Raw genomic sequence first — 24234 nt, forward strand, 5'->3', positions numbered from 1 at the left:
GGGCGGTATGGAGGTGCGAAGGGATGTGGAGTGCGCGGGCGCGGAGGCAAGTGCGGGAATGAGGCCTTTGAGGGCGGCGCGGAAGCTGGCGGCGCGGAGGTGCGGGCGAGGTCGGCGGTGGGTGCCGGTGGCCGGGCGGTCTGCGGCGTTGGCGCGGATGCGAAGCCTTTGGGTCGCGGAAGTCGACCTCGCGGGGTGAGTGGGATCGAGGTTGGGCTGTGTGAAGGCTTTGGTGTGCGTGGAAGTTGGTGTGTAGAGGATGGGTGAGGTTGGGGTGGAGCGTGTGTGGGGGCTAGGCGCGGGAGCTGAGGTCTTTGGGGCGGTGCAGAGTGTGTCGGCGTCGGTCGCTGGGAACTCGGTGAGGTGTCGGTAAGAGGGATCGAGGTTGGGCTGGGGCGAAGGCTTGGTGTGGTGTGGAAGTTGGTGTGCACGGAGATATGCGAGAGGTAGGCGTGGACCGGATGTGGTGTTAGGTGCGGGGACTGAGGTTTTTGGAGCGGCGCAGAAGTGTGTCGGTGTCCGTCGCCGGGGGCTCGGCAAGGTGAGGTGTGGGCGAGTGGGGCCGAGGTAAAGGGCCGGGGTGGAAGACATTGGGTGTGGTGTGGAGGTTGGGGTGCTGCAGGGATGCTTGCGAGGTGCGAGCGTTGTTGAGGTAGCGGTGGGTGAGCGCGTTTGTGAGGTGGTGGTGCGGAAGTTGGTACTGCGGAGGGAAGTGGGGGAGTTAGGGCGGAGGGGTGTGGAGGTTAGGTGTGGGACCGGAGGCTTGAGGTCGGCACCGAGGTTGGTGGCGCGGAGGTTGCGACGCGAAGGTTGGCGGCGTGGAGAAAACCCTTCTCCCAAACCGAACCTGGCAACCGAACCCCGCAACCGAACCTGGCAACCGAACCCCGCAAACCGGCCCCGGCAACCGAACCCCGCAACCGAACGCTACGGGGCGATAGCGCGCCCTGTGCGTTGATGAGTTCGATCACGGCGTTGTCGTCGTGGTGCGGGCGAGGTCGGTGGTGGGTGGTGGGGCGGGCGGTGTGCGGCGTTAGGCGCGGAGGCGGAGGCCTTTGGGGGTGGCGCGGAAGCCGGCGTCGCGGAGGATGTCGGCGAGGTGGGAGGTGAGGGCGATGTCGCCGTCGGCGCGTTGGACGGCGAGTTGGCCGAGCCAGCCTTCGCGGACTGCGCGGGAGAGGGCTTCCGCGGCGGCGCGCAATGCCTTGTCATCCTCGGTGAAGGACAGTAGGGATTTTCCGCCGCGTTCGACGTAAAGGGCGGGTTCGCCGTCGACGAGGACGGCGAGTGCGCCCGCTTTGCGGGCGGGGCGGTGTTTTCCATCGCCGATGGTGTCGGGCCACGGGAGGGCTGCGCCGTACGGTTGGGCTGGGTCGGCGGCGGCGAGTACCACCGCGCCGACTGGTTCGGGGTCTTTGCCTGCTGCGCGGGAGAGGGCGCGGAGGCGGTCCACTGCGCCGCGGGCGGCGAACTGCGCTGCGCCAAGGCCTTCCACCACATAGCCGCGGACGACCTGGCCGGATTCCTCCATGGCGCGCAGGACTTTGTAGACGCCGCTGAAGCCGCCGGTGACGCGTTCGGTGTCAAGGGCGCCGCGCGTCAGGACACCATGGCGTTCAAGGAAAGCCTCGGCACGGGCATGCGCTCGGCGGGTTGGGTCGGGCTCACGCTCGACTGCGAGCGACCACCGGCCGCCCACGGTGGGCGGGCCTGTTCTGCTGGGCATGGTCGGTCGCTGGGCGCGGATGCGTGCGTAGCGGCCGCGTGGTGCCGAACGGCGTGGTTTGTGCGTCGCGCCGCGGCCGGAAACCAGGGCGCGCAACGGGTTGAGCGTGTCGTTGGTGACCAGGCCGGCCCACACCAAGTCCCAGAGGGCGGTGACCACCTCTTGGTCGTCGGTGGAGCCGGTCCGGTCGACCAGTTGCCGGAAGAACAGCGCACCACCGTCCAAAGCGGACAGGATGGCCTGGTGCACCGGCGAGTCAGGGACGTTGTCCTCCACATCCGGCAACAACAAGTCGGCGACGTCCGTTGGCGCGAGGGCGATCCAGCCATCGCCCCCGGCCAGCGAACCACTGCCACACCACGTGACCTCGCCTGCCGCGGTGAGCTCGTCGAGCAGAGCAGGAGAGAAGCCTGGCAGCCGTGCCGGCAGGATCAACGACTCGAGCGCACTCGCCGGGAGGGGAGTCCCAGCGAGCTGCTCCACCACGGACAACACGTCGTCCGCTGTCGGCGCCGTGCGCAAACGTTTCCCCACGCCGTGCCAACTTGGTAGAAATCGCCCGAGCGCGGCCTGCTCGACCGGCTCCACTTCAGCCCTGAGCCGCGCCAACGATGCTCGGCGCAACCGACGCAACACCTCGGCGTCGCAGTATTCGGTGTGCGTGCCGCCTGGTCTCAACTCGCCACGGACGAGCCGGCCGGTACCGGCCAGCCGGTCAAGCACACCTGTCACCACCGCTGTGCCCAGCCCGAACCTCGCCGCGGCCTCGGCGGCGGGGAACGGACCGTGCGTGCGGGCATAGCGGGCCAGCAGATCGCCGAGCGGGTCGGCGACCGGTTCGGTGAACGCCTCCGGCACGCCCACCGGAAGCGCCACACCGAGCGCGTCCCGCATCCGGCCGGCATCCTCGATGCCGACGACGCGGTCCGCACCGGCGATCCGCACCCTGATCGCCCGGCGCTGGGCGATCAGTTCGGCAAGCCACTCCGGCTTTACACCGCGAGCGGCCGCCTCGTCCACGGTCAGGTCACCCAGGAAACGGAGGAGGTCGGCCGCATCCTCCGCGTGCCTGGCGTGCCGGTCCGGGTCCAGCCGTTGCAGTGACCGCTCGACCTCGGCCACCACGTCGGCATCCAGTAGCTCCCGGATCGCTTCGGAGCCAAGCAGTTCGGCCAACAGGGACGAGTCGAGTGACAAGGCCGCGGCACGCCGTTCGGCCAACGGCGTGTCCAGCTCGTACAGGAACATCCCCACATAACCGAACAGCAGGCTACGAGCGAAGGGAGACGCTGTCGGCGTCTCCACATCGACCACACGCACCCGCCGGGCGCGGACGTCCGTCATCAGCTCACGCAAGCCGTTCAGGTCGTACACGTCCTGCAGGCACTCCCGCATGGCCTCCAGCACCACGGGGAACCGTTCGTACTTCGAAGCCACTGACAGCAACTGCGCCGCACGCTGGCGTTGCTGCCACAGTGGACTGCGCCGCCGTGGGTCCCGTCGTGGCAGGAGGAGTGATCGGGCGGCGCATTCCCGGAACCGGGCCGCGAACAGCGCCGAACCACCCACCTCGGTCACCACGATCTGCTCGATCTCCTCCGGATCGAGCAGGACATCCTCGGCGCTCGCGGTCACCTCCGCGCCCGAGTCGTCCACGGCGTCCGGCAGCCGCATGACGATCCCGTCGTCGGAGTGCGCCATCTGCGCCTCGATGCCTCGTTGTTCGCGCAGCCGCGCGGCGATGGCCAACGCCCAGGGTGCGTTGACCTGCGCGCCGAACGGCGAGTGCACGACCAGCCGCCAGTCACCGAGTTCGTCCCGGAACCGCTCGACGAGTACCGTCCTGTCATCCGGGATGTGTCTCGTGGCCTGTTTCTGTTCGGCCAGATACATCAGCAGGTTGTCCGTCGCCCATTCGTCCAGACCTGCTGCCGCGGCTCGCGCCCTGGCCTTTTCGTCTTCCAAAGTGGACAGTTCGCGCAGGAACTTGCCCATCGCCCTGCCGAGTTCCAGCGGGCGTCCGGGAGCGTCGCCCTTCCAGAACGGCATCCGGGCCGGCTGCCCCGGCGCGGGCAGCACGATCACCCGATCGTGGGTGATGTCCTCGACCCGCCACGCCGACGTGCCGAGCAGGAAAGTATCGCCGACTCTGGACTCGTAGACCATCTCCTCGTCCAGCTCGCCGACCCGTGACCCCGCGCGCCCGTCACTCGGCGGGGTCATCACGGTGAACAGGCCGCGGTCGGGAATAGTGCCGCCGGACGTGACCGCCAGTCGTTGCGCGCCCGGACGGCCACGCAACTCGCCGGTGATCCTGTCCCACGTCACGCGAGGCCGCAGTTCGCCGAACTCCTCGCTGGGATACCGCCCGGACAGCATGTCCAGCACGGACTCCAAAGCGGACTGCGGCAACGACGCGAAGTTCGCGGCCCGCCGGACCACTGTGGACAGCTCGTCGATGGTCCATGCTTCGAGTGCGACCATCGCCACGATGTGCTGCGCTAGTACGTCCAGCGGATTTCGGGGATACCGGACCGCCTCGATAGCCCCATCGCGCATGCGTTCCGCGACCACAGCGCACGACACGAGGTCGCCGCGGAACTTGGGGAACATCACGCCACGGGACACCGCGCCCACGTGATGCCCTGCCCGGCCGACACGTTGCAGGCCGGACGCGACCGTCGGCGGCGCCTCGACCTGGATGACGAGATCGACGGCGCCCATGTCGATCCCGAGCTCCAGTGAGGACGTCGCGACGACGCAGGGGAGCCGACCGGACTTCAGCTCCTCCTCGACGACGGTGCGCTGTTCGCGCGCCATCGAGCCATGGTGCGCCCTGGCGATCACCGGTGAAGCGCCACCGGCGATCCCCGACTGGCCGATTGCCTCGGCTGGGAAGCGATCCAGCTCCCAGGGCTGCTCTTCCGCGAGCTCATTCAGTCTGGCGGTGAGTCGTTCGGCGAGCCGCCGGGAATTGGCGAACACGATCGTTGACCGGTGCTGGCGCACCAGGCTGAGGATGCGTTCCTCGACCGCCGGCCAGATCGACGGCCGCCGGGTGGCGCCGATCTCGCCGGTGATCTCCTCAAGCGTGCCGATCCCGCCCTGAACCGGGAGCTCACCGGTGGGGTCGGGCACTTGAGGTGTGTCGATGGCGGTCATGTCCTCGACCGGGACCTGGACGGTGATCTCCACGGTCTTGGCCGACTTCGGCTGGACGACCGTGACCGGGCGACCACCGGCGAGGAACGCGCTGACCTCCTCGATGGGCCGGACGGTGGCCGAGAGCCCGATCCGCTGCGCCGGTTTGGGCAACAACGCGTCCAGCCGTTCCAGAGACAACGCCATGTGCGCGCCGCGTTTGGTGCCGGTCACCGCGTGCACCTCGTCGACGATGACGGTCTCGATGCCCTTGAGTGACTCCCGCGCGGCCGACGTGAGCAGGAGGAAAAGGGACTCGGGCGTGGTCACCAGGATGTCCGGAGGGGTCCTGGCGAACGTTCGGCGTTCGTCGGCAGGGGTATCCCCGGTCCGCATGCCGACGGTGATCGAAGGAGGCGTCAGGCCCAGCCGGTGCGCGGCCTGACGGATGCCGGCCAGCGGGGCCCGCAGGTTGCGCTCGACGTCCACCGCGAGCGCCTTGAGCGGGGAGATGTACAGGACCCGGCAGCGGTGTTTGGGCTCGCTGGGAGGCGGCTGAACGGCCAGCCGGTCGAGGCCCCAGAGGAAGGCCGCGAGCGTCTTACCGGATCCGGTTGGCGCCACGACCAGCGCGTGCTCACCGGCGGCAGCCGCACGCCACGCCCCGGCCTGCGCCTGGGTCGGGGCGGCAAAGGCTCCCGCGAACCAGTCGCGGGTCGCCGGTGAGAAGAGGTCGAGTTCTGCCACGCTGACCATCATGCATCGGGGGTCTGACAGTTTTGGATTCGTGCCTTCTGAGCTGCGGAAAGTCGGCGGGTGGGGTGCGCTGGGGTCCAGCTGTCGGCGGTATCCGATGCGGCGAACGGCAGCGTTGTCGACTATGCGGGACATCTGTACGGTTTGGTTCGTTTCTTGTTCTCAAGGGGGTTCTCTTTCATGAATAAGGCAAGGCGTGCTGGTCACGCCGTGCTCACGGCTGTCGCCGGAATGGTGCTCGCGCTGACGACGCCCATGGCCGCGCAAGCGGCGACGGCAGAGGTAGCACCTGCGGCGTGCCCGCAGCCCGGGCAGCGGGTCAAGACCTCGTCCAGCCCCGCGATCTACCTGGTGGACCCGGATTTCCAGCTCCGGTCCATTCCGGACGAGGCGACGTACTTCCGGCTGTGGGACAGCTGGAGTTACGTGATCAACGACAGCGTCCTGTCGTGCTTCACGGATCCCATTCCGTTGTACGACGCCGAACTGGTCAAAGAGCCCGGCGACCCGCGGGTGTACATCTGGGACGCCTACTTCGGGTTCCGGCACATCGTCGATGCCGAGGTGTTCACGAAGTACGGCTTCTCGTGGCGCAAGGTCACCGAGCGCACATCGGTCGATCCGAACCCGGACAGGCCCTGGTTCCAGTGACCTGGTGGCAGGGTGGGACGCCGCGGCGGCGACTCACCCTGCCCCTGTTCGCCGGTAGCGATTCCGCTACGAGCAGAGAAACGTGACCATGGACCGTGGTTCGCGAAAGGCTCAGTGCCGTGAGGGTCCTGGTGCTGGGCGCAACTTCGTGTCCTTCCAAGGCAGTCGCGGCAGTGGGGGTCCGCCGCGGCGGACGAAGCCCAGCACGGGACCTTCATCTCGAGCATCAACGCATACGCGGATGAACGGCTTTGACCGGCCCATGAAGCTCACCCCGGCGGAAGCGGAGGTCCGGTTACCAGCCCGTTGACGTGCGCGTAGGCCACGGCATGCACCCGGTCACGCAACCCGAGTTTCGACAGCACCCGTGACACGTGGGTTTTCACGGTCTCGTCGCCCACGTGCAGCTTCGCGGCGATCTCGGCGTTGCTGTACGCCGCCGCCACCAGTTGGAGGACTTCCCGTTCCCGGGCGGTGAGTTGGGCGACTTCGGGTGGGGTGACCGGTGGGGCGATGCTGACGGCGAATCGCGCGATGAGGCGTTGGGTCACCGAGGGGTCGATCAAGGCGTCGCCGCGTGCGGCCACGCGGATCGCGGAAATCAACTCTTCGGGTGGTAATGACTTCAGCAGGAAGCCACTGGCTCCGGCGTTCAGCGCACGGTAGACGTATTCGTCGCTGTCGTACGTCGTCAGCAGGATGACCTTCGTCCGGTTGTTCTGGTCGGACAGGATCGCCTCGGTCGCCCCGAGACCGTCCAATTTGGGCATTCGGATGTCCAGTACCGCGACGTCCGGGCGCAGCCGGGCGACTTCGGCGACCGCGGCGCGACCGTCGGCGACTTCGGCGACGCAGTCGAGGTCCGGTTGCGTCTCGAAGATCGCGCGCATCCCGGACCGCAGCATGGCGTGGTCGTCGGCCAGCAGCACTCGCAGCGTCATAGTGGGAACCTCACGCTCGTCCGCCAGGTCTCGCCGTCCGGATCGAGTCCGGCTTGCGTCCGGCCGGCGAACATACCGGCCCGGTTGCGGATTCCTACCAGGCCGCGCCGAACGGTTCCACCCGATTGGCTGCCTGTACCCACCTTGTTGAGGGAGGTCACGGTCAGCGCATCAGGTTCGTACTCCAACGAGATCAACACACCATCCGAGCCACCATGTCGCAAAGCGTTGGTCAGCATCTCCTGCACGATCCGGTACACCGTTATCCCCAGCGACTCCGGGACGTCCCGCTGAGTGCCCGAAACCGCGAGCCGTGCGGGCATACCGGCTGCCTGGATGTTCTCGAACAGCTCGTCGAGGTTGTCCAGCCCAGGCTGGCTGGCGCCTTCCGAGTTGTCGCCGTGCAGCAGGTCCAGCAGGTGACGCAGGTCGACCATGGCCGCTCGGCTCGCAGTCTCGACCGACCGCAAGGATCCCTCCAGCTTCACGTTGCCGGCGGGGAGTCCTAGCCGCGCGGCTCCGGCATGCAGGTTGATCGCGCTGACGTGGTGCACGATCACGTCGTGCAGATCGCGGGCGATCGAGCTGCGTTCCGCCGCGATCGCCCTGGTCACCGCTTCTTGCGCGTCTCGACGCTCCAGTTCCGTGCGTCGTTCCATTTCCGCGAGGTAAGCGCGGCGAGCGGCGGTGTACCGGCCAACCAGGAACGGCAGGACAGCGGCTTTGATCATCGCGACGACGCCCCACTCCAGGCTTCGGTCGATGATGGAGCTGCATGCCAGAAGACTCGCTGCGAGAACAACGAGGGAGGCGATCGCGGGCCCGCCGTGCAGCCACGCACCCGCGCGGTATCCCGCGATCAGAATTCCGGCGTCGTTGGCGGGTGACCAACCGCCCAGCAGAAGCATGGTGATCGGGATGGACGCGTGCGCGAAGGCGATGACACCGGACAGACGCGCCGGACCGGCCAACGCGGCGTCGACGGCCAGCGTCATCACGAGCGTCAGCCAGTTCTGCCACGTCTGACAGCCGTGGAGCAGTACGGCCGTGCCGTCGGCAATCATGCACACGGCGGCGACCAGCCACGACTGGCGTTTCAACGACAACCTGGTGGTGAGCATCGCCTTGGATCCTGCCCCATCCCCTGACCTGCGTCCTCCCGCGTCTCGGGGTTGTTCGTCCCCCGTGCAGGGGATCCGGTTTCCACCGCCGAAGGGACGAATTCGGGCTTCTTGTCCTGGTTGTATCCGTGGCGATGCGAACTCTGTCGACAGTGCTGCTCGCGCTGGGGATGCTCATCGGGATCGCCGCTCCGGCGCTGGCCGACGGTGCCCAGACCGGCGCCGACATCCACGTGGCCCAGACACTGGGCGACCGCGAGCTGACCGTGATCATCCGCAGGGTCGCCGAGGTGCCCGGCCCCGTGCACATCGATCTGGTGACGCACACGGGATCGCCACCCGGCGTGGTCACGGTCAGCGTCAGCGCGGCCGGATCGCCCACCAGCTCCACGAAGGTGGAACTCGGCGCGACTCCTGGCTTCTACGCGGGAACGGTTCAAGTGGACCGGCCTGGGCCGTGGGAGCTCAAGGTCGACGAAGCCACGATCCCGTTCATCGTCCCGGCGATCGTGTCCTCTCCGTGGGAGAACGCGACCTACGGCGGGTTCGTCGCGGCTGGGCTTCTCCTTGTCATCGCGCTGGTTCTGGCTGTTCGAGGCCGTGGCGGCATGGCGATCGTGCCCGCCGCTGGGATGATCGTGGCGGTCACGGTCGCCGTGACGGCCGCTGTGCTGGCTCCGGTGATCCCGCAGCCGCCTGCCCCGGGCACGGACCTGGATCCGACGTTCGACAACGTCAACGACCCGTATCAGCGAACGTCCATAGTGGACTTTTCGCGGCCACCGGTGAACTTGGTGCCGACCATGGCGGGCAACGACCTGAGGCTGAGTCTGACCGACGGGTCGTCCGGTCGTCCAGTCGACGACCTTCTGGTGCACGACAACGCGTTGATACACCTTGTAGTGATTTCGCCAAGCGGTACGTTGCAGCACCTTCACCCGATCAGGGTCGGTCCGGGTGAGTACCGGGTGCGGCTCAGGACCGGGCCTGGGGTGCACGCGATCGCGGCCGAAATCGCCAGGCGCGGCGGGGGAGTGCAACTCCTGCGTTCATCCGTATCGGTGACCGGCGAGGCGAACCTTCATGCGAATGAAGGAAAAGCGGACCTCTCGACGCAGATCCGGCCGGCAGGTTCGCCGAGCACGGTCACGGCCAGGTTCGGGACGAGGGATTTGCAGCCGTGGCTGGGAATGCTCGGTCACATGATCGTTGTCGGACCGCTCGCCGACGGTCAGAACCACGCGGCAGCACCGATCTGGGCGCATGTGCACGCGATGCTCCCATCGACGCCAGGTCTGCCGGACAAACCGGACGAGAGCGTTGCCGCGTTCGGGCCGGACGTGTCGTTCACGTACTCCTTCCCGCTGCCGGGCCGGTATCTGGTGTGGGTGCAGGTCGAGCGTGACTACTCGATCGTCACCGTGCCGACGGTCGTCGAAGTTCCCAAGGGAGCACAAGGATGAAAATCATCTTGACCGCACTCGGGGCGGTGATCGTCGCGGCAGCCGCGCTGCTGCTCTGGCCGAGATCAGGCGACACCCACCAACTCCTCGCGGACACCGCGCGGTACAGCTTCAAAGTCGCGGCTCAGCCGCTGAAGCCGGGCGGCAACTCGCTCGACATCGAGATCACCGACCGCACCGGCAACCCGGCGACAGGCGACGTGACGGTCGAGCCTGCGATGCCGCAGATGGGGCACGCGCTCAGCCCGATCACCGCCGCGCCGACACAGCCGGGCCACTTCCGGGTGGACAACGTGGACCTGCCGATGGCCGGTCAATGGGAGATAACCGTTTCGCTGGGGACCGACCGGGTCGTGATCCCGCTGCTGCTCAACTGAAAGGAGTGGATCAATGGACATGACGGCATCAATGGCCACGAGCGACACCGCGGCCAAGAGTGTGCCGAGGGGAGTGGTCCCGGCGGGTTTCGTACTCGGTGGGACCATGCTTTCACTCGTCGGCCTGACCTGGGACATCCAATGGCACTCGGATGTCGGGCCGGACACGTTCTTCACCATGCCGCACCTGTTCCTGTATTCCGGCAGCGCCGTCGCCGGAATCGCCAGTCTGGTCGTTGTTCTGATGGCCACGGCCGCGCAGCGCCGTGGCCGGGACATCAACCCGATCGTGGGAGGTCGTGCGGTCGGCGTGTTCGGCCGGACGTTCTCCGCGCCGGTCGGCTATCTGATCTCCGGTATCGGCGCTGCGTCGTTCCTGTTGTACGGCCTGTGGGATCAGTGGTGGCACAGCCTGTACGGTTTCGACGCGGTGATCGCGTCACCACCGCACATCGGCCTGCTGCTGTCCATCTCGATCACAATGGTGGGCGCGGTCATGATATTCGCGGCGGCCCGCGAACACCGATGGGGTGTGTACGGAACCGTCAGCAGTGCGTCCGTGCTGCTGTCATTCAGCATGGTGACCGTGATCGGCCTGGAAGCTTTGCCGGATGGCACGGTCGATCCGGTGGAAATCGGCGTCACGTTCATGTCGGTGCTGATCCTGATGATGGGCGCGGGAGCCCTCGCCCGACGGGGTGGCGCGCTCGCCGTCGCTCTGGTCGTGGCGGCGCTCCAAGGTGTGTTCTGGTGGTTCTCGCCGTGGGCGGCAAGGGTTTACGCCGATGCGACCGGCCTGCCAGTGCGTGACTACGTCGATGGCGTGCCAGCGCTGCCGTCCATGATTCCGATGAGCCTGCTGATCGTGGCAGTGGCGGTGGAGCTGCTGCGCAAACTGCCCGCAGTGGTGAGCGGAGCCGTCGCCGGCCTGATCATCAGCGCCTGCGGACCGCTGCAGGACGTACTGGTGTATGACGCTTCACTGCCGCGCACCAGTACCTACATCATCACCGTCGTGATCGGCACTGTTTTCGGTGCCCTTGCTGGGATGCTCGGCAAGCGTTTCGGGCAGATGCTGCGACACCTCGCGCCAGCAAAGGAAACCAGTCATGCGTAAGACACTGTTGGGGATGCTGGCAACCGGTTCGCTGCTGTTCGGGCTCGCCGCACCGGCGTCTGCTTACGATCCGGTCAACATCGTGCACACGGAGAAAGTCCAGGCCGGACCGTACAACGTGACCGTCGGCTTCAGCACATGGCCGCTGAAAGCCCTGCAGTCACTGGACTTCACGTTCGCGCCGGACGGTGGTATCGCTGACAAGGGCGGTCGCGTGGTCTTGTCGCTCGGCGACGAACGGATGGGCGATCCACTCGCCCGGCACCCACGCAAGCGTGAGGTCTGGGGCCTGGACGTGTTCAGCCTGCCGGAACCTGGCGACTGGACGATGCGCTTCACCATCGAAGGGCCAGCTGGTACCGGAACGGGTGAACTGCGCAATCTGAAAGTGATGGAGCAGCCCGGTCCGCCGATGGGGTTGAGCTGGGCGATCAGCACGATCCCGCTGTTCGGGTTGATCGCGCTGATCGTTGTCGCCTGGCGACGAACCCGCCGCCCGGTCTAGTGCAGAGCTCGGGTGCCGCCGGCCGCCGAACCAGCGGCACCCGAGACCATCACCGGCGGCGTCGTGTCCGCCGGAAAATCTCGATGTAGTCGACTAATTCCGTCCAGCCGTCACGAAACGCTGTGGACAAGGGCCGGGGTGGCATGTTCGTGCTCCCATCGCGCTTGGGTGAACCCACGCAGTCCCTCGACCAAGCGCTCCACGTCCTGTTCAGGACGGACCACCAGGCGGACGAACTGACTGTTCATCCCTAGTTTGTTGCCGCATTCCCGGATGAAGACCTGATGCCGCTGCAACAGGTAGTCCCGCAACGCCATGCCGTCGATGTTCGGCGCCAGCTTGACGAGCAGGAAGTTCGCCTGTGACGAGTAGACGGTCAGATCTGGTTGCCTGGCTAGTTCCATCCCCATCCGGTAGCGGTCGCGGGCCAACAGCTGCAGGCTCTCCGCGTAGTCGCCTGCGTGCTCTTCCAACATGAACACGACCGTTTCGGCCAAAGAGTTCAAATTCCACTTCGGCAATGTCTTGGCCATCTTGCCCGCGAGCGCGGGGTTGGCCACGAGGTAGCCGAACCGGATGCCGTGCAGGCCGAAGTTCTTGCCCAGGCTCTTCAGCACCACCACGTTCGGGCGAATCGTGGCGTCCGTCGCCACCGATGGATGCCGTTCGACCTCAACGAAGTCGATGAACGACTCGTCGATCACGACGAGATCGAGATCGGACAACTCGTCCATGAACCGCACGATCTCCCGCCGTGGCAGGTAGCCGCCATCGGGGTTGTTCGGGTTGCACAGCACCGCGACCCGGGACTTACGCTTCCGGATGAACTTGATGTAGTCGTCGATGCTCAGGTTGAAGTCGTTGCTCTCCTGCAACGGGTACATGTCGACGCGCTTGCCGGTCTCCAGTGGCTGATCGGTCCATCGCCCGAAAGTGGGAATCGGGATCGCCACGCTTTCGGAGAACCACAAGTGGTCCATCCAGGTGATCAGTTCGGTGGAACCGTTCGACATGGCGATGGTCGCCGGGTTGAGCCCCAGGATCCTGGCGAGCCTGCCCGCGATGGTGCTGGCGTCACTGGGGTAGAACTTCAGCACCATCTCAAGGTTCTTGGCCAGTTCGCCGAACATCTCCGGCGTGGGAAAATACGGGTTGCACGGGATGCAGAAGTCCGCGATCTGCCTGCCGTTGTCGCCCATCCCCCTGGTCAGCTCGAAGTACGACGGACTGTGCGCTGCACGCTGGAACAAGCTGGTATCGACACTATGTCCATGTCGCACGCGATCACTCCCGTCTCTTGGCTGCACTGGTTCATACGGGCGATCGTGTGCATCCGGTTCAGGAGTTATCCCGATCAAATCACAGGTCAGTTCGTGACAACCGTGTGCGGCCTGTCAAGGGGAGTCCAGTAGGAAAACGGTTCGTGGCCCATTTTGGAGTGATCAGCCAGGACGTATGCGTGCCGTGCGCTATGCAGCATCGCGTATTTCAAGTGCGCTTGTTCCAGGCTGGGTGAGCACAAACCTCGTTCCGGACTGAGTCCATCTGTGCCGAGAAACACCTGATCGGCGCCGATGTGCCGGAGTTGTTCGGTGACCGTCGCGCCGACGATCGCCGCGTTCGGCTGGCGCAACCGTCCACCTAGGACAATCAGCTCCACTGTGGTGCTCTCGGCCAGTGCGAGGATGGCCGTCAGTCCATTCGTCACGACGGTCAACCTGCGGTGGGCCAGATGCGCGGCGAGCCTGCCGGTGGTGGTGCCCGCGTCGAGGACGACGATCTCGCCGTCCTCGATCACAGCAGCCGCTTTGTAGGCGATTTCATCCTTTTCGGCACTGTTTCGCGCATCTTTCTCGCGCACGCTGCGCTCCACCGCGCCGCCGTAAGTACGGACGACGTGGCCGTCGCGCTCGAGCAAGGTGAGGTCGCGGCGGATCGTGGACGGGGAAACCCGGAACTGGTCAGCCAGATCATGGATGTGACCGGCCCCGCCGCGGACCTCGTCGAGCAGCCTTGCCCGTCGTTCTCGTGCGTTCATCCGCCTGGGTACGCCTCGCGCAGTCGTGGGGCGTACGGAGCGAGGTCTACGGCAGCACGGAACGCGGCGACCATCGTGCCGTGTTCGGCACGTCCCGTCCCTGCGATGTCGAAAGCCGTGCCGTGGTCGACCGACGTGCGCAGGATCGGCAGACCGACGGTCACTGAAACCGTGCCGTGGAAGTCCACTGTCTTCGAAGCGATGTGCCCCTGATCGTGGTACAGCGACAGAACGCCGTCGTAACGGCCTTCAAGTCCTTGGTGGAACACCGAATCCGCGGGAATCGGGCCGTAGACGTCCAGCCCGTCGGCCTTTGCCGCCTCCACCGCCGGGGCGATCGCGACGATCTCCTCGTCACCGAACTTGCCACCCTCACCGCCGTGCGGGTTCAGTGCGGCAACCGCCAGTCTGGGTGAATCGTTGCCGAACACGCGCAACGCCGTGTACGCCTCGCGGATCGCGTGCTCGATGTTCGGCTTGGTGATCTGCTCGACCGCCTCGCGCAGCGACAAATGCCGGGTGGCGAAGAAAATCCGGAGGCCACGGACCCAGAACATGGTGTTGAACCGGTCGGAGCCGGTCAGCTCGCCGAGCATCTCAGTGTGCCCGAGGTGTTTCGACCCGGCCGCCCAGATCGACTCCTTGTTGATCGGCGACGTCACCACCGCGTCCACCTCGCCACGCAGAGCGGCTTTCGTGGCTTGTTCGATCGCGGCGACCGCGGCTTGGCCCGCTGTGGCGTTCACTTGGCCCCACGGCAGGTCACCAGGGGCGATACCGAGATCGAGGATGTCGATCGTGCCAGGCTCGAACTTCGCCTCGGCGACGGATTTCACCGCGTTCACCTTGGCGTCCAGGCCGAGCACGTCGATCGCCCGGCGCAGCACCGGCGCGTCACCGACGGCCAGTGGTCGCGCGGTGTCCGTGGCTTCCGGCGCTGCCAGGGTTTTCGCCGTGATCTCCGGTCCGATCCCGACCGGATCGCCGAGTGTCACTGCGAGCACGGGCTTGGTCATGTGCTTCCTCTCAGCCGTTCGATGCAGGCGACAGCCGCTGTGTGGTCGCCGATCAGGCCGCCTTTGGTGGCGAACGGCAGCCCGTTGAACGGGCCGCCGGCGAGCCTGCCGACCACAGCGAGCGGCACCACCTCGTCGTCGATCACGAATCCGTCGGTATCCAGCGCCGTTGTGATCGCCGTGGCGATGTCGCCGCCGGTGGCGTACAGACCGCCGATCCTGTGCTGTGTCAATACTTTCCTCGTGACCTCGGCCAAAACGCTCGGCAGTTTCGCCGCGAGCGCACGGTCGAGCGCGGCGGCCATCGTCCGTACACCGACCACGTCGATATCCCGCTCGATGAGCTCGGAGACTTTGGCGACTATCTCTTCGGGTGATTCCGTTCCGGTCACCGTCACGTAGTGCGCGCCGAGTGTTTGCTCGGTTTCCTGCACCTGGTCGGCGGTGATCGCGGTGATGCTGCCGATCACGGCGAACACCGGCGGCCTCGGCTGGTCGCCCGGTGCGATGCCCAAGGCCGCGGCGAGCCGCACTCCGAACGGGCCGGAGTCGACCGACAGCCACTGTTTTGACACCTGCGCCGCCGCCTCGGCGATCACCCGAAGGTGTGAGTTGCGGGTCGCGTCGCACACCACGATCTCGCTGTCGGACCGAAGCGCCCCGGCGACCGCCTCGACGCCCTGCTCTACGACGTCCAGCGGAACTTCGGTGATCGATCGTGTGGTTCCGGCTCGGAGAATCGTCGCCACGCGCGAAGATTTGACCGGATTGAGCGCATCTCGCGCGGCCGCTGTCTGAGCGAGCGGGACACCGTCGACGAGGTGTAGCCCGCCCACAGTGACACGTCCGGCGTCAGGGAACGCGGGCACGACCAAAGCTCGCACGCTCAACGCCTCGATAGCGGCGTCTGTCTCGGCGCCGACGTTGCCACGAAGGGTCGTGTCGACTCGTTTCACTACAAGAGGTACATGTCCGGCGGCCTCGATCGTCGCTTTGACCGCGGCTCGTGCTTCCTGCGGCGGTGCGTGCCGGTTCCCCAGATTGACGACGAGCGCCTCGATGTCGGGCAATGCCGCGCCGCCGTGCACGGTCATGGTGCGCATACCGAATCGGGCGAACAACGCACCGGTCGCGTTGCTGCCGGTCAGGTCGTCGCCGATCACCAGGACGCGTAGATTGCTCATTCTGAGCATTCATCGTGCTCAAAATGAGCAGAAAGTCAACCCGCACCCGCCCGGACCTGTCGGCATGGCAGCATCTGACCCGGTCATCCGGTCGCATCAAAAGGGGAGATCAGTGCGCGTCCTGTCAGTTGACCTCGGCACGTCCAACACCGTGGCGGTGTTGTCCGCACATGGGCGGCCTCCTCGTGTCGTCGAGGTCGACGGCTCCGCGACCATGCCCTCCGCGGTGTTCGCGGGCGAGGACGGAAACCTGGTTGTCGGCCGAGACGCTGAGCGACGCGCACGGTTGGACCCATCCCGTTTCGAGCCCAACCCCAAGCGCAGGGTCGACGAAGGCACACTGTTGCTGGGTGACACCGTCGTGCCGGTGACCGACGCCCTCGCCGCGGTGCTGAGCCGTGTCGGTGAAGAGACGACACGGCAACTGGGCGGTGCGAAGCCGGATGAGGTGCGGCTGACACACCCAGCGCAATGGGGGCCAACACGCCGCAACGTCCTGATGGCGGCGGCACGGCTGGCCGGCTTGGGCGACAACATGGTCCTCGTGCCGGAACCGGTGGCCGCGGCCGCGCATTTCGCCTCGTTCCCCGGGCAGTCGTTGACACCGGGCCGAGCGCTCGCGGTGTACGACCTCGGTGCGGGCACATTCGACATCGCGGTCGTCGGCGCGACGCAGAACGGCTTCACGGTTCTCGCTGAGGACGGCCTGCCCGACCTCGGCGGCCTGGACGTCGACCAGGCGTTGCTCGAGCACGTCGGCCGTGAGGTCTCGCATCGGGACCCGGCCCGTTGGCAGCGGTTGTTGCGTCCGGAGACCACAGCGGACCGTCGTGCGCAACGCTCGCTGCGTGAGGACGTGAAGGCAGCCAAGGAAGCGTTGTCCCGGCACCCGCAAACCGAAGTGCCGATGCCAGAACCATTCGACGACGTGCTCGTCACCCGGGCGGAGCTGGAGGCGTTGGTCCGGCCGAACCTGCTGCGCAGCGTGGAGTTGCTGGCCGCGACCATCCGTTCGACCGGGATGACGCCCGACCGGCTGCTCGGCATCTACCTCGTCGGTGGATCCAGCCGGATGCCACTGGTCGCGACGCTCATCGCGGAGCAGTTGCGTGTCGTGCCGACCAGCCTCGACCAGCCGGAAACCGCCGTGGCGCTGGGTGCGCACCACGTGCCGCGCGAGGGTATCGGCGCGCGTACCCAGACGCAGCCCGTGCAGAGTGCGCTGACGGAGGATCAGCCGACCGCGACGATGACGCCGGTGCGGCCGAATTTCCGGCCACCAACCCCGCCCAGCGGCGGTTTTCCGGCGCAGCAAGCGCCCCAACCCGCGCCGCTGCCCAGCAACTTCCCGACGCTGACGCCCGCCGCCTCGGCGAAGAAGAAGTCGAACCGCAGGCTGCTGATCGGCGTCGCCGCGCTCGTCGTCGTGGCGTTGGCAGTGGTCGGCGGCATTTTCCTGTTGCCGTCCAACAGCGCCATCCCGTCAGCCGAGGACTGCGCGTCGGTGGGGGACAAGGACGACAAGGGCTTCACCAAATGTTTGCGCCAGCTCGCAGGCACGGTCCCGGACAACAACTCTTGCAAGTCGGGTGTGGAAAGCAGTGGCCTTGACGCTGCCGTGGGACTGAGCGTGACCTGCACCCTCAGTGAGGACTACCAGGTTTCGTACCTGCAGGCCTCGTCGAACGAGGAGTCCGACAAGCAGGCGCTCGCCGTGATCGGTTCGCTCGGCGGCGACACGGTGCGGGCCGACTGGACAGGCAACGGCCTGACCGGCCAGTACCAGGCAGCCGTCAGCGGCGGCACCGGCAAGCTGGTCTTCTACGTCAAAGACCTGCCGATCCTTGGCGTGCTGAGCAAGGTGCAGCTGCGCGACGCCGGAACGCCCGACGAGATCGCCACCTACTGGGAGAAGAATGTCCAGCCCGGTACTTCTTGACCGGATGGCGGCGAACTTCGCCGAGCACTCGTGCCACCTGCACCGCAAGACCGCGGGAATGACCGTCGTCGAGACCGATGACTTGGTGATCGCGGACGGTGACGTCGCCGACGACACGTTCAACATCATCACCGGGACTCGATTCACTGAGTCCACTGTGGACATACGAATCGCCGAGACTGTTGCGATGATCGGCGGCCGGTTCTCGTGGTGGGTGGATTCGACGTCCACACCGGGCAACTTGTCGGACCGGATCGCCGCGGCGGGTTTCCCCGCGCTGGAGCCGGAACCGGGCATGGTCGCCGACCTGGCCTCGTTGCCCGCGTTGGAAGTTCCGCCAGGGCTGCGGATCGAGCGGGTTCGTGACGCGGGTCAACTCGCGGACTACGCCGCAATCCTTGCGGCGAACTGGAGTCCGCCCGCGTCCGGGGTGATCCGGTTCTACGAACGTGCCGCGGTGGCGGCTTTGGATCCGGCTTGCCAGACTCGGTGCTTCGTCGGATATGTCGGCGACGCGGCCGTCTGCGCGGCGGAAGCTTTTCTGGCGCACGGGGTTGCCGGGATCTACAACATCTCGACGCTGGCCGGTTTCCGGCGACGTGGATTCGGGCGTGCGATCACGCTCTCGGCTTTGCTCGCGGCACGTGCCGAGGGCTTCGGCACAGCCGTTCTGCAGACGTCACCTGACGGGCAGGAGCTCTATCGAGGGCTCGGTTTCACCGTCGCGGGCAGTTTCACCGAACACAGCGTCACTGGTTCTCGGCGATCTGATCCCTGAGCTTGTCCTCGCCTTCCTTGAGCTCCTCGGTGTACGTCTCGGCGTAGTGCTCGGCAGCGTCGACGACCTGGCGTACCTCGAGGTTGGTCTCGATCTCCGGCGGGCTCGGCACGCGGCTGGCCCAGTCGATCGCCTCTTCCAGCGAGTCGACCTTGATCATCCAGAAACCCGCGACGAGCTCCTTCGACTCGGTGAACGGGCCGTCGGTGATCGTGGTCTTGCCGCCGGACATCTGCACCCGCGCGCCTTTGCCGCTGTCCAGCAGGCCTTCGGCGCCGACCAGGATGCCCGCGTCGGCCATCTCCTGGTTGAACTGCGCCATCGCGGTGAACTCGGCCTCGGACGGCACCCTGCCGGCGTCGGTCTTCTCGTCCGACTTGATGATGATCATGAAACGCATGGTGTGCACCGCTCCGATCTCGCCTCGGGCGCAGACCTTACTTCAGCGCCTCCGGTTGTTGCGCAGCCAGAAGATGACCGTGATCAGCGCGGCGAGCACGCTGGCGATCGCCAGGACGGTCAGGCCCATCGACTCGAGTCCACTCGGTGCTTCCACGCTCACTAACCTAGTCGTCGATGCGTACCACGGTCTTCCGCAATCTGATGTCCACCGAGTTCGGTGCTGTCCGCGCCGAGATGCTCGCCCGTGACCACGTGCTCGGCGCGCTCGGCGGTCGCACCGTCGACCAGGCGCTCGAGGCAGGCTTCGAACCCAAGGAGATCTGGCGCGCGGTCTGCGACGACTTCGGGGTCCCACCCGAGAGGCGCTGACCGGCGTGTCGCGCGAACGGCTCGAACACGTGTTCGCTACGATGGCTGCGCACCGGGATCGGCGGTCCCCCGAAATTGTCGGTCCCCACCCGTAGCGTCTCCTCCGACACAGACCGCTCGACCCAACGAGGTGGACATCAGATGGCACCAGCAGCACCCGACCGGGGCAAGGCACTCGAGCTCGCCCTCGCCCAGATCGACAAGCAGTACGGCAAGGGCTCGGTCATGCGTCTCGGCGAAGAGGCGCGTGCCCCGATCAAGGTCATCCCGACCGGCTCCATCGTCCTTGACGTCGCGCTCGGGATCGGCGGCCTGCCCCGCGGCCGCATCGTCGAGATCTACGGCCCGGAATCCTCCGGTAAGACGACCGTCGCCCTGCACGCCGTGGCCAACGCGCAGAAGGCAGGCGGCATCGCGGCGTTCATCGACGCCGAGCACGCGCTCGACCCCGAGTACGCCAAGGCGCTCGGCGTCGACACCGACGCACTGCTGGTCTCCCAGCCGGACACCGGTGAGCAGGCGCTGGAGATCGCGGACATGCTGATCCGCTCCGGCGCGCTGGACATCCTGGTCATCGACTCCGTCGCGGCCCTCGTGCCCCGCGCCGAGATCGAGGGCGAGATGGGTGACAGCCACGTCGGTCTGCAGGCCCGGCTGATGAGCCAGGCGCTGCGCAAGATCACCGGTGCGCTGAGCAACTCCGGCACCACCGCGATCTTCATCAACCAGCTGCGTGAGAAGGTCGGCGTGATGTTCGGCTCGCCGGAGACCACCACCGGTGGCAAGGCGCTGAAGTTCTACGCGTCGGTCCGGCTCGACGTGCGCCGGATCGAGACGTTGAAGGACGGCGGCGAGCCGGTCGGTAACCGCACCCGGGTCAAGGTCGTCAAGAACAAGGTGGCCCCGCCGTTCAAGCAGGCCGAGTTCGACATCCTTTACGGCCTGGGCGTCAGCCGTGAGGGCTCGCTCATCGACATGGGCGTCGACCAGGGCATCCTGCGCAAGTCCGGCGCCTGGTACACCTACGAGGGTGACCAGCTCGGGCAGGGCAAGGAGAACGCCCGGCGGTTCCTGCGGGAGAACCCGGACGTCGCCAACGACATCGAGAAGCGAATCCAGGACAAGATGGGGATCGGCCCGAAGCTTGACGCCGAGGAAGCGGCGCCCGCCCCTGTCGACTTCTGATGCCAGACGATTCTGGCGATCTGACGTGGCTCAAGGACTGGGTGACAGACCAGCGAGCCCAGGCACCGGCGGAACCGGGTATCGACCCTTGGGCCGGGGAAGAACCCGACCTGCCGGCGCCGACACATCCCGCGCACCGGCCTTCGGAACCAGACGTGGCGCCGAAGGCCGGGCGGGATGCCCACCCCGAGCCCAACTCGCCCGAGTCCCGGACGACTGAACCCGGCTCAACTGGGTCCGCGTCGACTGAGCCCGGCTCGACTGGGTCTGCGCCGACTGGGTCTGCGGCGATCGAGTTTGCGGCGACGCAGCCGACATCGCAGGAAACTGACGCCTCGCCGGAACCGGACGAGGTCATGGCTGATCTGCGCAGCCCGATGGCCGAGATTTCCGCCGCACGGCCTGTGCCTCAAGAGGCACGACCTTCCCGGGACGCTCGGCTGGCTCGAGTGCCGCAGCAGCCCCAGGTTGTGGATCGCGCCGAGTCACGAGGACAGCGCTCGGAAGGTGTCGAGCAGTCACGGGATGCGCAGTCTTCTCGCGATGGTGGGCTGGCAGATTCGCGTGTTGGTGTGGCCGAGGTGTCTGAAGAGCCTGTGGCTGGTGGTCGTGCTGAGCGAGGATCGGGCGCGGAGGGTGCCGCGGCGTCTCGGTCTCGCGGTGCGGGATCTTCCCGGGAAGCTCGGCCGACAGATTCGCGTGTTGGCGTGGCCAAGGTGTCTGAAGCGCCTCAGGATGCGCAGTCTTCTCAGGATCCGCGGCTGGCAGAACTGCGTGCTCGGCTGGCTCAGGTGTCTGAACAGCCTCAGGCTGTCAGTCGTACTAAGCCGCAGCGGCCGCGCGTCGCGCAACCTCAGCCCCAGGCTGGGCGGCGACCGGTCGCCGACACGGATTCTTCAGCCACGGACAGCGCCGTCACCGATCTACGGGATCGGAGGGCGAGTCGGCGGCGTGGTGATCGGCGGCGCCGGGGTGGTTCGGACACAGGCGAGGGTGAGGAACGCCGTCCGCGCAAGGCCGCTGAGGTTGACCGTGACCCCGAAGCTCACGCCAAGGACATCTGCCTGACTTTGCTCACTGCTCGGCCCAGGACCCGTTCTGAGTTGTACAAGGCTTTGTTGCGCAAGGAGATCGCGCCCGAGGTTGCTGAGCGGGTGCTTGGTCGGCTTGATGAGGTCGGGCTGATCGATGACAAGGCGTTCGCCGAGATGTGGGTTCGCTCTCGGCACACCTATCAGGGCATGGGGCGCAAGGCGTTGAGCGTCGAGCTTCGTCGTCGGGGTGTCGACAACGACACGGCCGCGGAGGCTGTTTCCGCTGTCGACGAAGAGGCTGAGGAAGAGCGCGCGCGTCAATTGGTCCGCAAGAAGCTTCCGTCCATGCGGTCCGCCGACCAGCAGACCAAGATCCGGCGACTGGTCGGCATGCTTGCCCGCAAGGGGTACACGCAGGGCTTGGCCTATCGCGTCGTCAAGGATGAACTGGCCAGCTTCGGCGAGGAGACCGATCTCCTCGACACCCTGGAGTGAATCTTTACTTCGACGAGCTCAGCTTGATCAACGCTGTCCCGCCTGCCGCCTCCAGCTTCACGTCCGCGCCATAGGTGCCGTCACGCAGCAGGTTTGGTGTGATGAAGGTGGCGCGTTGCACCGAGCTGTCCTTCATGAAGACCAGGATGTTCCCGCGCTGCATGAACACGTCCTCCATGTCCACCTTCGCGCCGACCTCCTTCTCCACGAGGTCGCGGCTCACCGGTTCCGGCGAGATGTAGACCTTGTCCCAATCGCCGCCGGTCAGGTCGCGCAACAACACCGACCCGCCGTTCTGCCGCAGATCAGCCAGCTGCTTCGACAGGTTCACGTCCTCGGTCAACTTTCCCCCTCCGTCCGTGCCGCACGCGGCGGTCAGAAATCCCGCAAGTATGACGATGAAGCCCGCCACCAGCGCTCTAGTTGTCGTACGTGCCGTAGTTGTCGCCATCGCTGCCCGGGTTGTAGCCACCAGAAGTGTTGTCCTCGTACTTGTCTTGTGGTTTCGGATCCTGACCGCCCTCGGCAGGCGGGCCCTCGGCGCGCCCAGTCTGGCCCATCGGAACCTCGTTGCTGCGCACCAGTTGCCCGTCCGGGCCGACGACCACCATTTCGCCGTTCCGTACCGCCTGCTCGACCAGGCCTTTCAATTCCTCCGGGCTCGCGTCCGGGTGCTCGGCCGCGATCCGCCTGCCGACCTCGTTGTTGTGCAGGTCCATCGCTTCCGCCGCGGCACTGTTCGTCCCGACGCGTTCGTGCGCGGTGGTGTACTGCTCGGTCCATTCCGGGCCGAACCGGTTGGCCAGCATCGCGTTCCAGTAGGCGTGCCGGAACGCGTCGGAATGCCCGTCGGTCAGTCCTTGCCGGTCGAACACGTTCTCCGCGTCGTGCACAGCGGTTTTGTAGATGTCGTACGCGTCTTTCGTGCCGGCGAGGCCGATGTCGTCCAGCAGGGCCGCTTCACCCGCGGTCATGTTCATCGGCTCGATGCCGAATTTCTCGAGGACCCAGCCGAGGGCGCCGTCCGGATAGCTGACGATGCCGCCCGGGTCGATTGAGACGTTGTATTTCTTCAGCAGTTCTTCGTGCAGGCTGCCTTGTTTCTCGCCCTGTGCGCTGGCATCCGCCAGACTTGTCGCGCCGCCGTCGGTGATCTGGCCGCCCGAGATCTTGTCGAGCACCCCGGACAGGAACACATCGACATCGTTCGCACGCTCAAGAATCGTGCTGACACGGTTCGCGAGATCGGCCATGACGCTGATCTGGTCGAAGAAACCACCATCTCCGGCGGTGGCCTGTGGAACGATCTGGCCCTCGTTGGTGATCGAGAATCCGTTGGCCGTAGCCACATCGTCGGTTTCGCGCACCAGACGTTCGAGCACGGTGACCGAGTCCGAGGCGTCCGCGACGGCGCGCCGGGCGGCAGCGACACCTGCGACGACGTGCTCCATCCGATCGGTTGTTCTCGTCCGTGCCTGCTCGGCCTCGTTGGCGCCGGAACCGACCCAGCTGTCGGGTTTTCCACTCGCGGAGAGCTCGTCGCTCATCCCGAGGAGTTCATCGCCCCGTTTGTTCAGTTCCCCGACCGCTTCGTCCAGCGCGGCCGCACGCCACTGCTTGACATCCCCGTAGCTGACCATCACTCGGCCCGCATTCCGCCGCGAGTGCCGCCGACGCGGAAATCAGCCGCCGCGGCCTGCTCGTTCTGCTCGTACCGGTCAGCGGCCGAGGACAAGTTCGCGGCGTACGCCTTCGCGTCAGCCGCCCACGACGTGACCTCGTTCTTCCAGTACGGCATCAGCCGATTCACTGAACCGGCTGATTTCGAACCGGGCAAGGCCTGGCCAACTGGACCGATGGCGGCGGCTAGATCGACTTTGCCCGCGATTTCCGCCGCGTCGTCGGCTGCCGTCGACGCACGGCGAATCTCGTCGATGACGACTGCGTAGCCCGTTCCCATGTCCCCTCCTCGATGCCGCCAGTGAGACGAAGCGGA

The 24234-nt window shown here is 66.4% G+C and carries 22 protein-coding genes; 11 read left to right on the plus strand and 11 right to left on the minus strand.

Annotated features, from left to right (window positions below):
- Window positions 1-1033 precede the first annotated feature (1033 nt).
- Window positions 1034-5623, minus strand: a complete 4590-nt coding sequence (locus B9C43_RS38955; protein WP_084432768.1) for an ATP-dependent helicase — start codon at window positions 5621-5623, stop codon at window positions 1034-1036.
- Between the two features lie 180 nt (window positions 5624-5803).
- Between B9C43_RS38955 and B9C43_RS38960 the strand changes: the two genes are divergently transcribed.
- Entirely contained in the window at window positions 5804-6274 is a 471-nt protein-coding gene (locus B9C43_RS38960; protein ID WP_143446904.1) for a hypothetical protein, read from the plus strand.
- A 269-nt stretch (window positions 6275-6543) separates the two neighbouring features.
- On the opposite strand, the gene B9C43_RS38965 is transcribed toward B9C43_RS38960, so the two are convergent.
- Both B9C43_RS38965 and B9C43_RS38970 read right to left on the minus strand, forming a co-directional pair.
- A complete protein-coding gene (locus tag B9C43_RS38965; RefSeq protein ID WP_084432249.1) occupies window positions 6544-7215 on the minus strand; it encodes a response regulator in 672 nt (223 codons plus the stop codon).
- Entirely contained in the window at window positions 7212-8336 is a 1125-nt protein-coding gene (locus tag B9C43_RS38970; RefSeq protein WP_033388771.1) for a sensor histidine kinase, read from the minus strand. Before B9C43_RS38970 ends, B9C43_RS38965 begins: the two co-directional genes overlap by 4 nt.
- A 134-nt stretch (window positions 8337-8470) precedes the next feature.
- Here B9C43_RS38970 and B9C43_RS38975 point away from each other — a divergent pair, with 134 nt between their 5' ends.
- From B9C43_RS38975 to B9C43_RS38990, 4 genes are read left to right on the plus strand one after another with little or no spacing between them, the layout of a single operon-like run.
- Window positions 8471-9799 carry a hypothetical protein gene (locus tag B9C43_RS38975; protein WP_084432252.1) on the plus strand — a complete coding sequence of 443 codons (1329 nt, stop codon included), beginning with the start codon at window positions 8471-8473 and terminating at the stop codon, window positions 9797-9799.
- The gene (locus B9C43_RS38980) at window positions 9796-10176 is read left to right on the plus strand and encodes a FixH family protein (protein WP_084432255.1); all 381 of its coding nucleotides are present in this window, start codon (window positions 9796-9798) and stop codon (window positions 10174-10176) included. The genes B9C43_RS38975 and B9C43_RS38980 overlap by 4 nt, the downstream gene beginning before the upstream one ends.
- 13 nt (window positions 10177-10189) lie before the next feature.
- Complete coding sequence (locus B9C43_RS38985) at window positions 10190-11293, plus strand: hypothetical protein (protein ID WP_033388754.1); 1104 nt, start codon at window positions 10190-10192, stop codon at window positions 11291-11293.
- Window positions 11286-11798 carry a hypothetical protein gene (locus B9C43_RS38990; RefSeq protein ID WP_084432258.1) on the plus strand — a complete coding sequence of 171 codons (513 nt, stop codon included), beginning with the start codon at window positions 11286-11288 and terminating at the stop codon, window positions 11796-11798. The genes B9C43_RS38985 and B9C43_RS38990 overlap by 8 nt, the downstream gene beginning before the upstream one ends.
- A 110-nt stretch (window positions 11799-11908) precedes the next feature.
- Here B9C43_RS38990 and B9C43_RS38995 read toward each other — a convergent pair whose 3' ends face one another.
- The 4 genes from B9C43_RS38995 to B9C43_RS39010 all read right to left on the minus strand — a co-directional run bounded on the left by B9C43_RS38995 (window position 11909) and on the right by B9C43_RS39010 (window position 16036).
- Window positions 11909-13048, minus strand: a complete 1140-nt coding sequence (locus B9C43_RS38995; RefSeq protein WP_235039095.1) for a pyridoxal phosphate-dependent aminotransferase — start codon at window positions 13046-13048, stop codon at window positions 11909-11911.
- 116 nt (window positions 13049-13164) lie between these two features.
- On the minus strand, window positions 13165-13836 hold the full coding sequence (locus B9C43_RS39000; protein WP_084432260.1) for a DeoR/GlpR family DNA-binding transcription regulator: 672 nt from the start codon (window positions 13834-13836) through the stop codon (window positions 13165-13167).
- The gene (gene pdxA / locus B9C43_RS39005; RefSeq protein ID WP_033388751.1) at window positions 13833-14852 is read right to left on the minus strand and encodes a 4-hydroxythreonine-4-phosphate dehydrogenase PdxA; all 1020 of its coding nucleotides are present in this window, start codon (window positions 14850-14852) and stop codon (window positions 13833-13835) included. Before pdxA ends, B9C43_RS39000 begins: the two co-directional genes overlap by 4 nt.
- Window positions 14849-16036 carry a four-carbon acid sugar kinase family protein gene (locus B9C43_RS39010; protein WP_084432263.1) on the minus strand — a complete coding sequence of 396 codons (1188 nt, stop codon included), beginning with the start codon at window positions 16034-16036 and terminating at the stop codon, window positions 14849-14851. The genes pdxA and B9C43_RS39010 overlap by 4 nt, the downstream gene beginning before the upstream one ends.
- Window positions 16037-16148: 112 nt before the next feature.
- On the opposite strand from B9C43_RS39010, the gene B9C43_RS39015 reads away from it, so the two are divergent.
- Together B9C43_RS39015 and B9C43_RS39020 are read left to right on the plus strand one after the other, a co-directional pair.
- Window positions 16149-17975: an Hsp70 family protein gene (locus B9C43_RS39015; protein WP_084432266.1), complete on the plus strand. Its 1827-nt coding sequence runs from the start codon at window positions 16149-16151 to the stop codon at window positions 17973-17975.
- Complete coding sequence (locus tag B9C43_RS39020; protein ID WP_200825897.1) at window positions 17953-18753, plus strand: GNAT family N-acetyltransferase; 801 nt, start codon at window positions 17953-17955, stop codon at window positions 18751-18753. Before B9C43_RS39015 ends, B9C43_RS39020 begins: the two co-directional genes overlap by 23 nt.
- Here the strand turns inward: B9C43_RS39020 and B9C43_RS39025 are convergent.
- Complete coding sequence (locus B9C43_RS39025; protein ID WP_235039096.1) at window positions 18725-19144, minus strand: YciI family protein; 420 nt, start codon at window positions 19142-19144, stop codon at window positions 18725-18727. The two genes, B9C43_RS39020 and B9C43_RS39025, sit on opposite strands and share 29 nt — an antisense overlap.
- A 185-nt stretch (window positions 19145-19329) precedes the next feature.
- On the opposite strand from B9C43_RS39025, the gene B9C43_RS39030 reads away from it, so the two are divergent.
- From B9C43_RS39030 to B9C43_RS58925, 4 genes are all read left to right on the plus strand, one after another.
- On the plus strand, window positions 19330-19524 hold the full coding sequence (locus tag B9C43_RS39030; RefSeq protein ID WP_033388748.1) for a DUF3046 domain-containing protein: 195 nt from the start codon (window positions 19330-19332) through the stop codon (window positions 19522-19524).
- Between the two features lie 141 nt (window positions 19525-19665).
- Window positions 19666-20709 (plus strand): recombinase RecA, encoded by a 1044-nt coding sequence (gene recA / locus B9C43_RS39035; protein ID WP_033388747.1) that lies wholly within the window; start codon window positions 19666-19668, stop codon window positions 20707-20709.
- Between the two features lie 525 nt (window positions 20710-21234).
- A complete protein-coding gene (locus B9C43_RS58920) occupies window positions 21235-21777 on the plus strand; it encodes a hypothetical protein (RefSeq protein WP_235039097.1) in 543 nt (180 codons plus the stop codon).
- Between the two features lie 35 nt (window positions 21778-21812).
- The gene (locus tag B9C43_RS58925) at window positions 21813-22238 is read left to right on the plus strand and encodes a regulatory protein RecX (protein ID WP_235039098.1); all 426 of its coding nucleotides are present in this window, start codon (window positions 21813-21815) and stop codon (window positions 22236-22238) included.
- Window positions 22239-22242: 4 nt separating this feature from the next.
- Here the strand turns inward: B9C43_RS58925 and B9C43_RS39045 are convergent, their stop codons facing one another.
- The 3 genes from B9C43_RS39045 to B9C43_RS39055 all read right to left on the minus strand — a co-directional run bounded on the left by B9C43_RS39045 (window position 22243) and on the right by B9C43_RS39055 (window position 24198).
- Window positions 22243-22581, minus strand: a complete 339-nt coding sequence (locus B9C43_RS39045) for a hypothetical protein (RefSeq protein WP_143446905.1) — start codon at window positions 22579-22581, stop codon at window positions 22243-22245.
- A 76-nt stretch (window positions 22582-22657) separates the two neighbouring features.
- Window positions 22658-23878: a DUF6973 domain-containing protein gene (locus tag B9C43_RS58930; protein ID WP_235039099.1), complete on the minus strand. Its 1221-nt coding sequence runs from the start codon at window positions 23876-23878 to the stop codon at window positions 22658-22660.
- The gene (locus B9C43_RS39055) at window positions 23878-24198 is read right to left on the minus strand and encodes a hypothetical protein (protein ID WP_033388745.1); all 321 of its coding nucleotides are present in this window, start codon (window positions 24196-24198) and stop codon (window positions 23878-23880) included. The genes B9C43_RS58930 and B9C43_RS39055 overlap by 1 nt, the downstream gene beginning before the upstream one ends.
- Window positions 24199-24234 lie beyond the last annotated feature (36 nt).

It is taken from the genome of Kibdelosporangium aridum (assembly GCF_900176515.1).
GTDB lineage: Bacteria > Actinomycetota > Actinomycetes > Mycobacteriales > Pseudonocardiaceae > Kibdelosporangium > Kibdelosporangium aridum.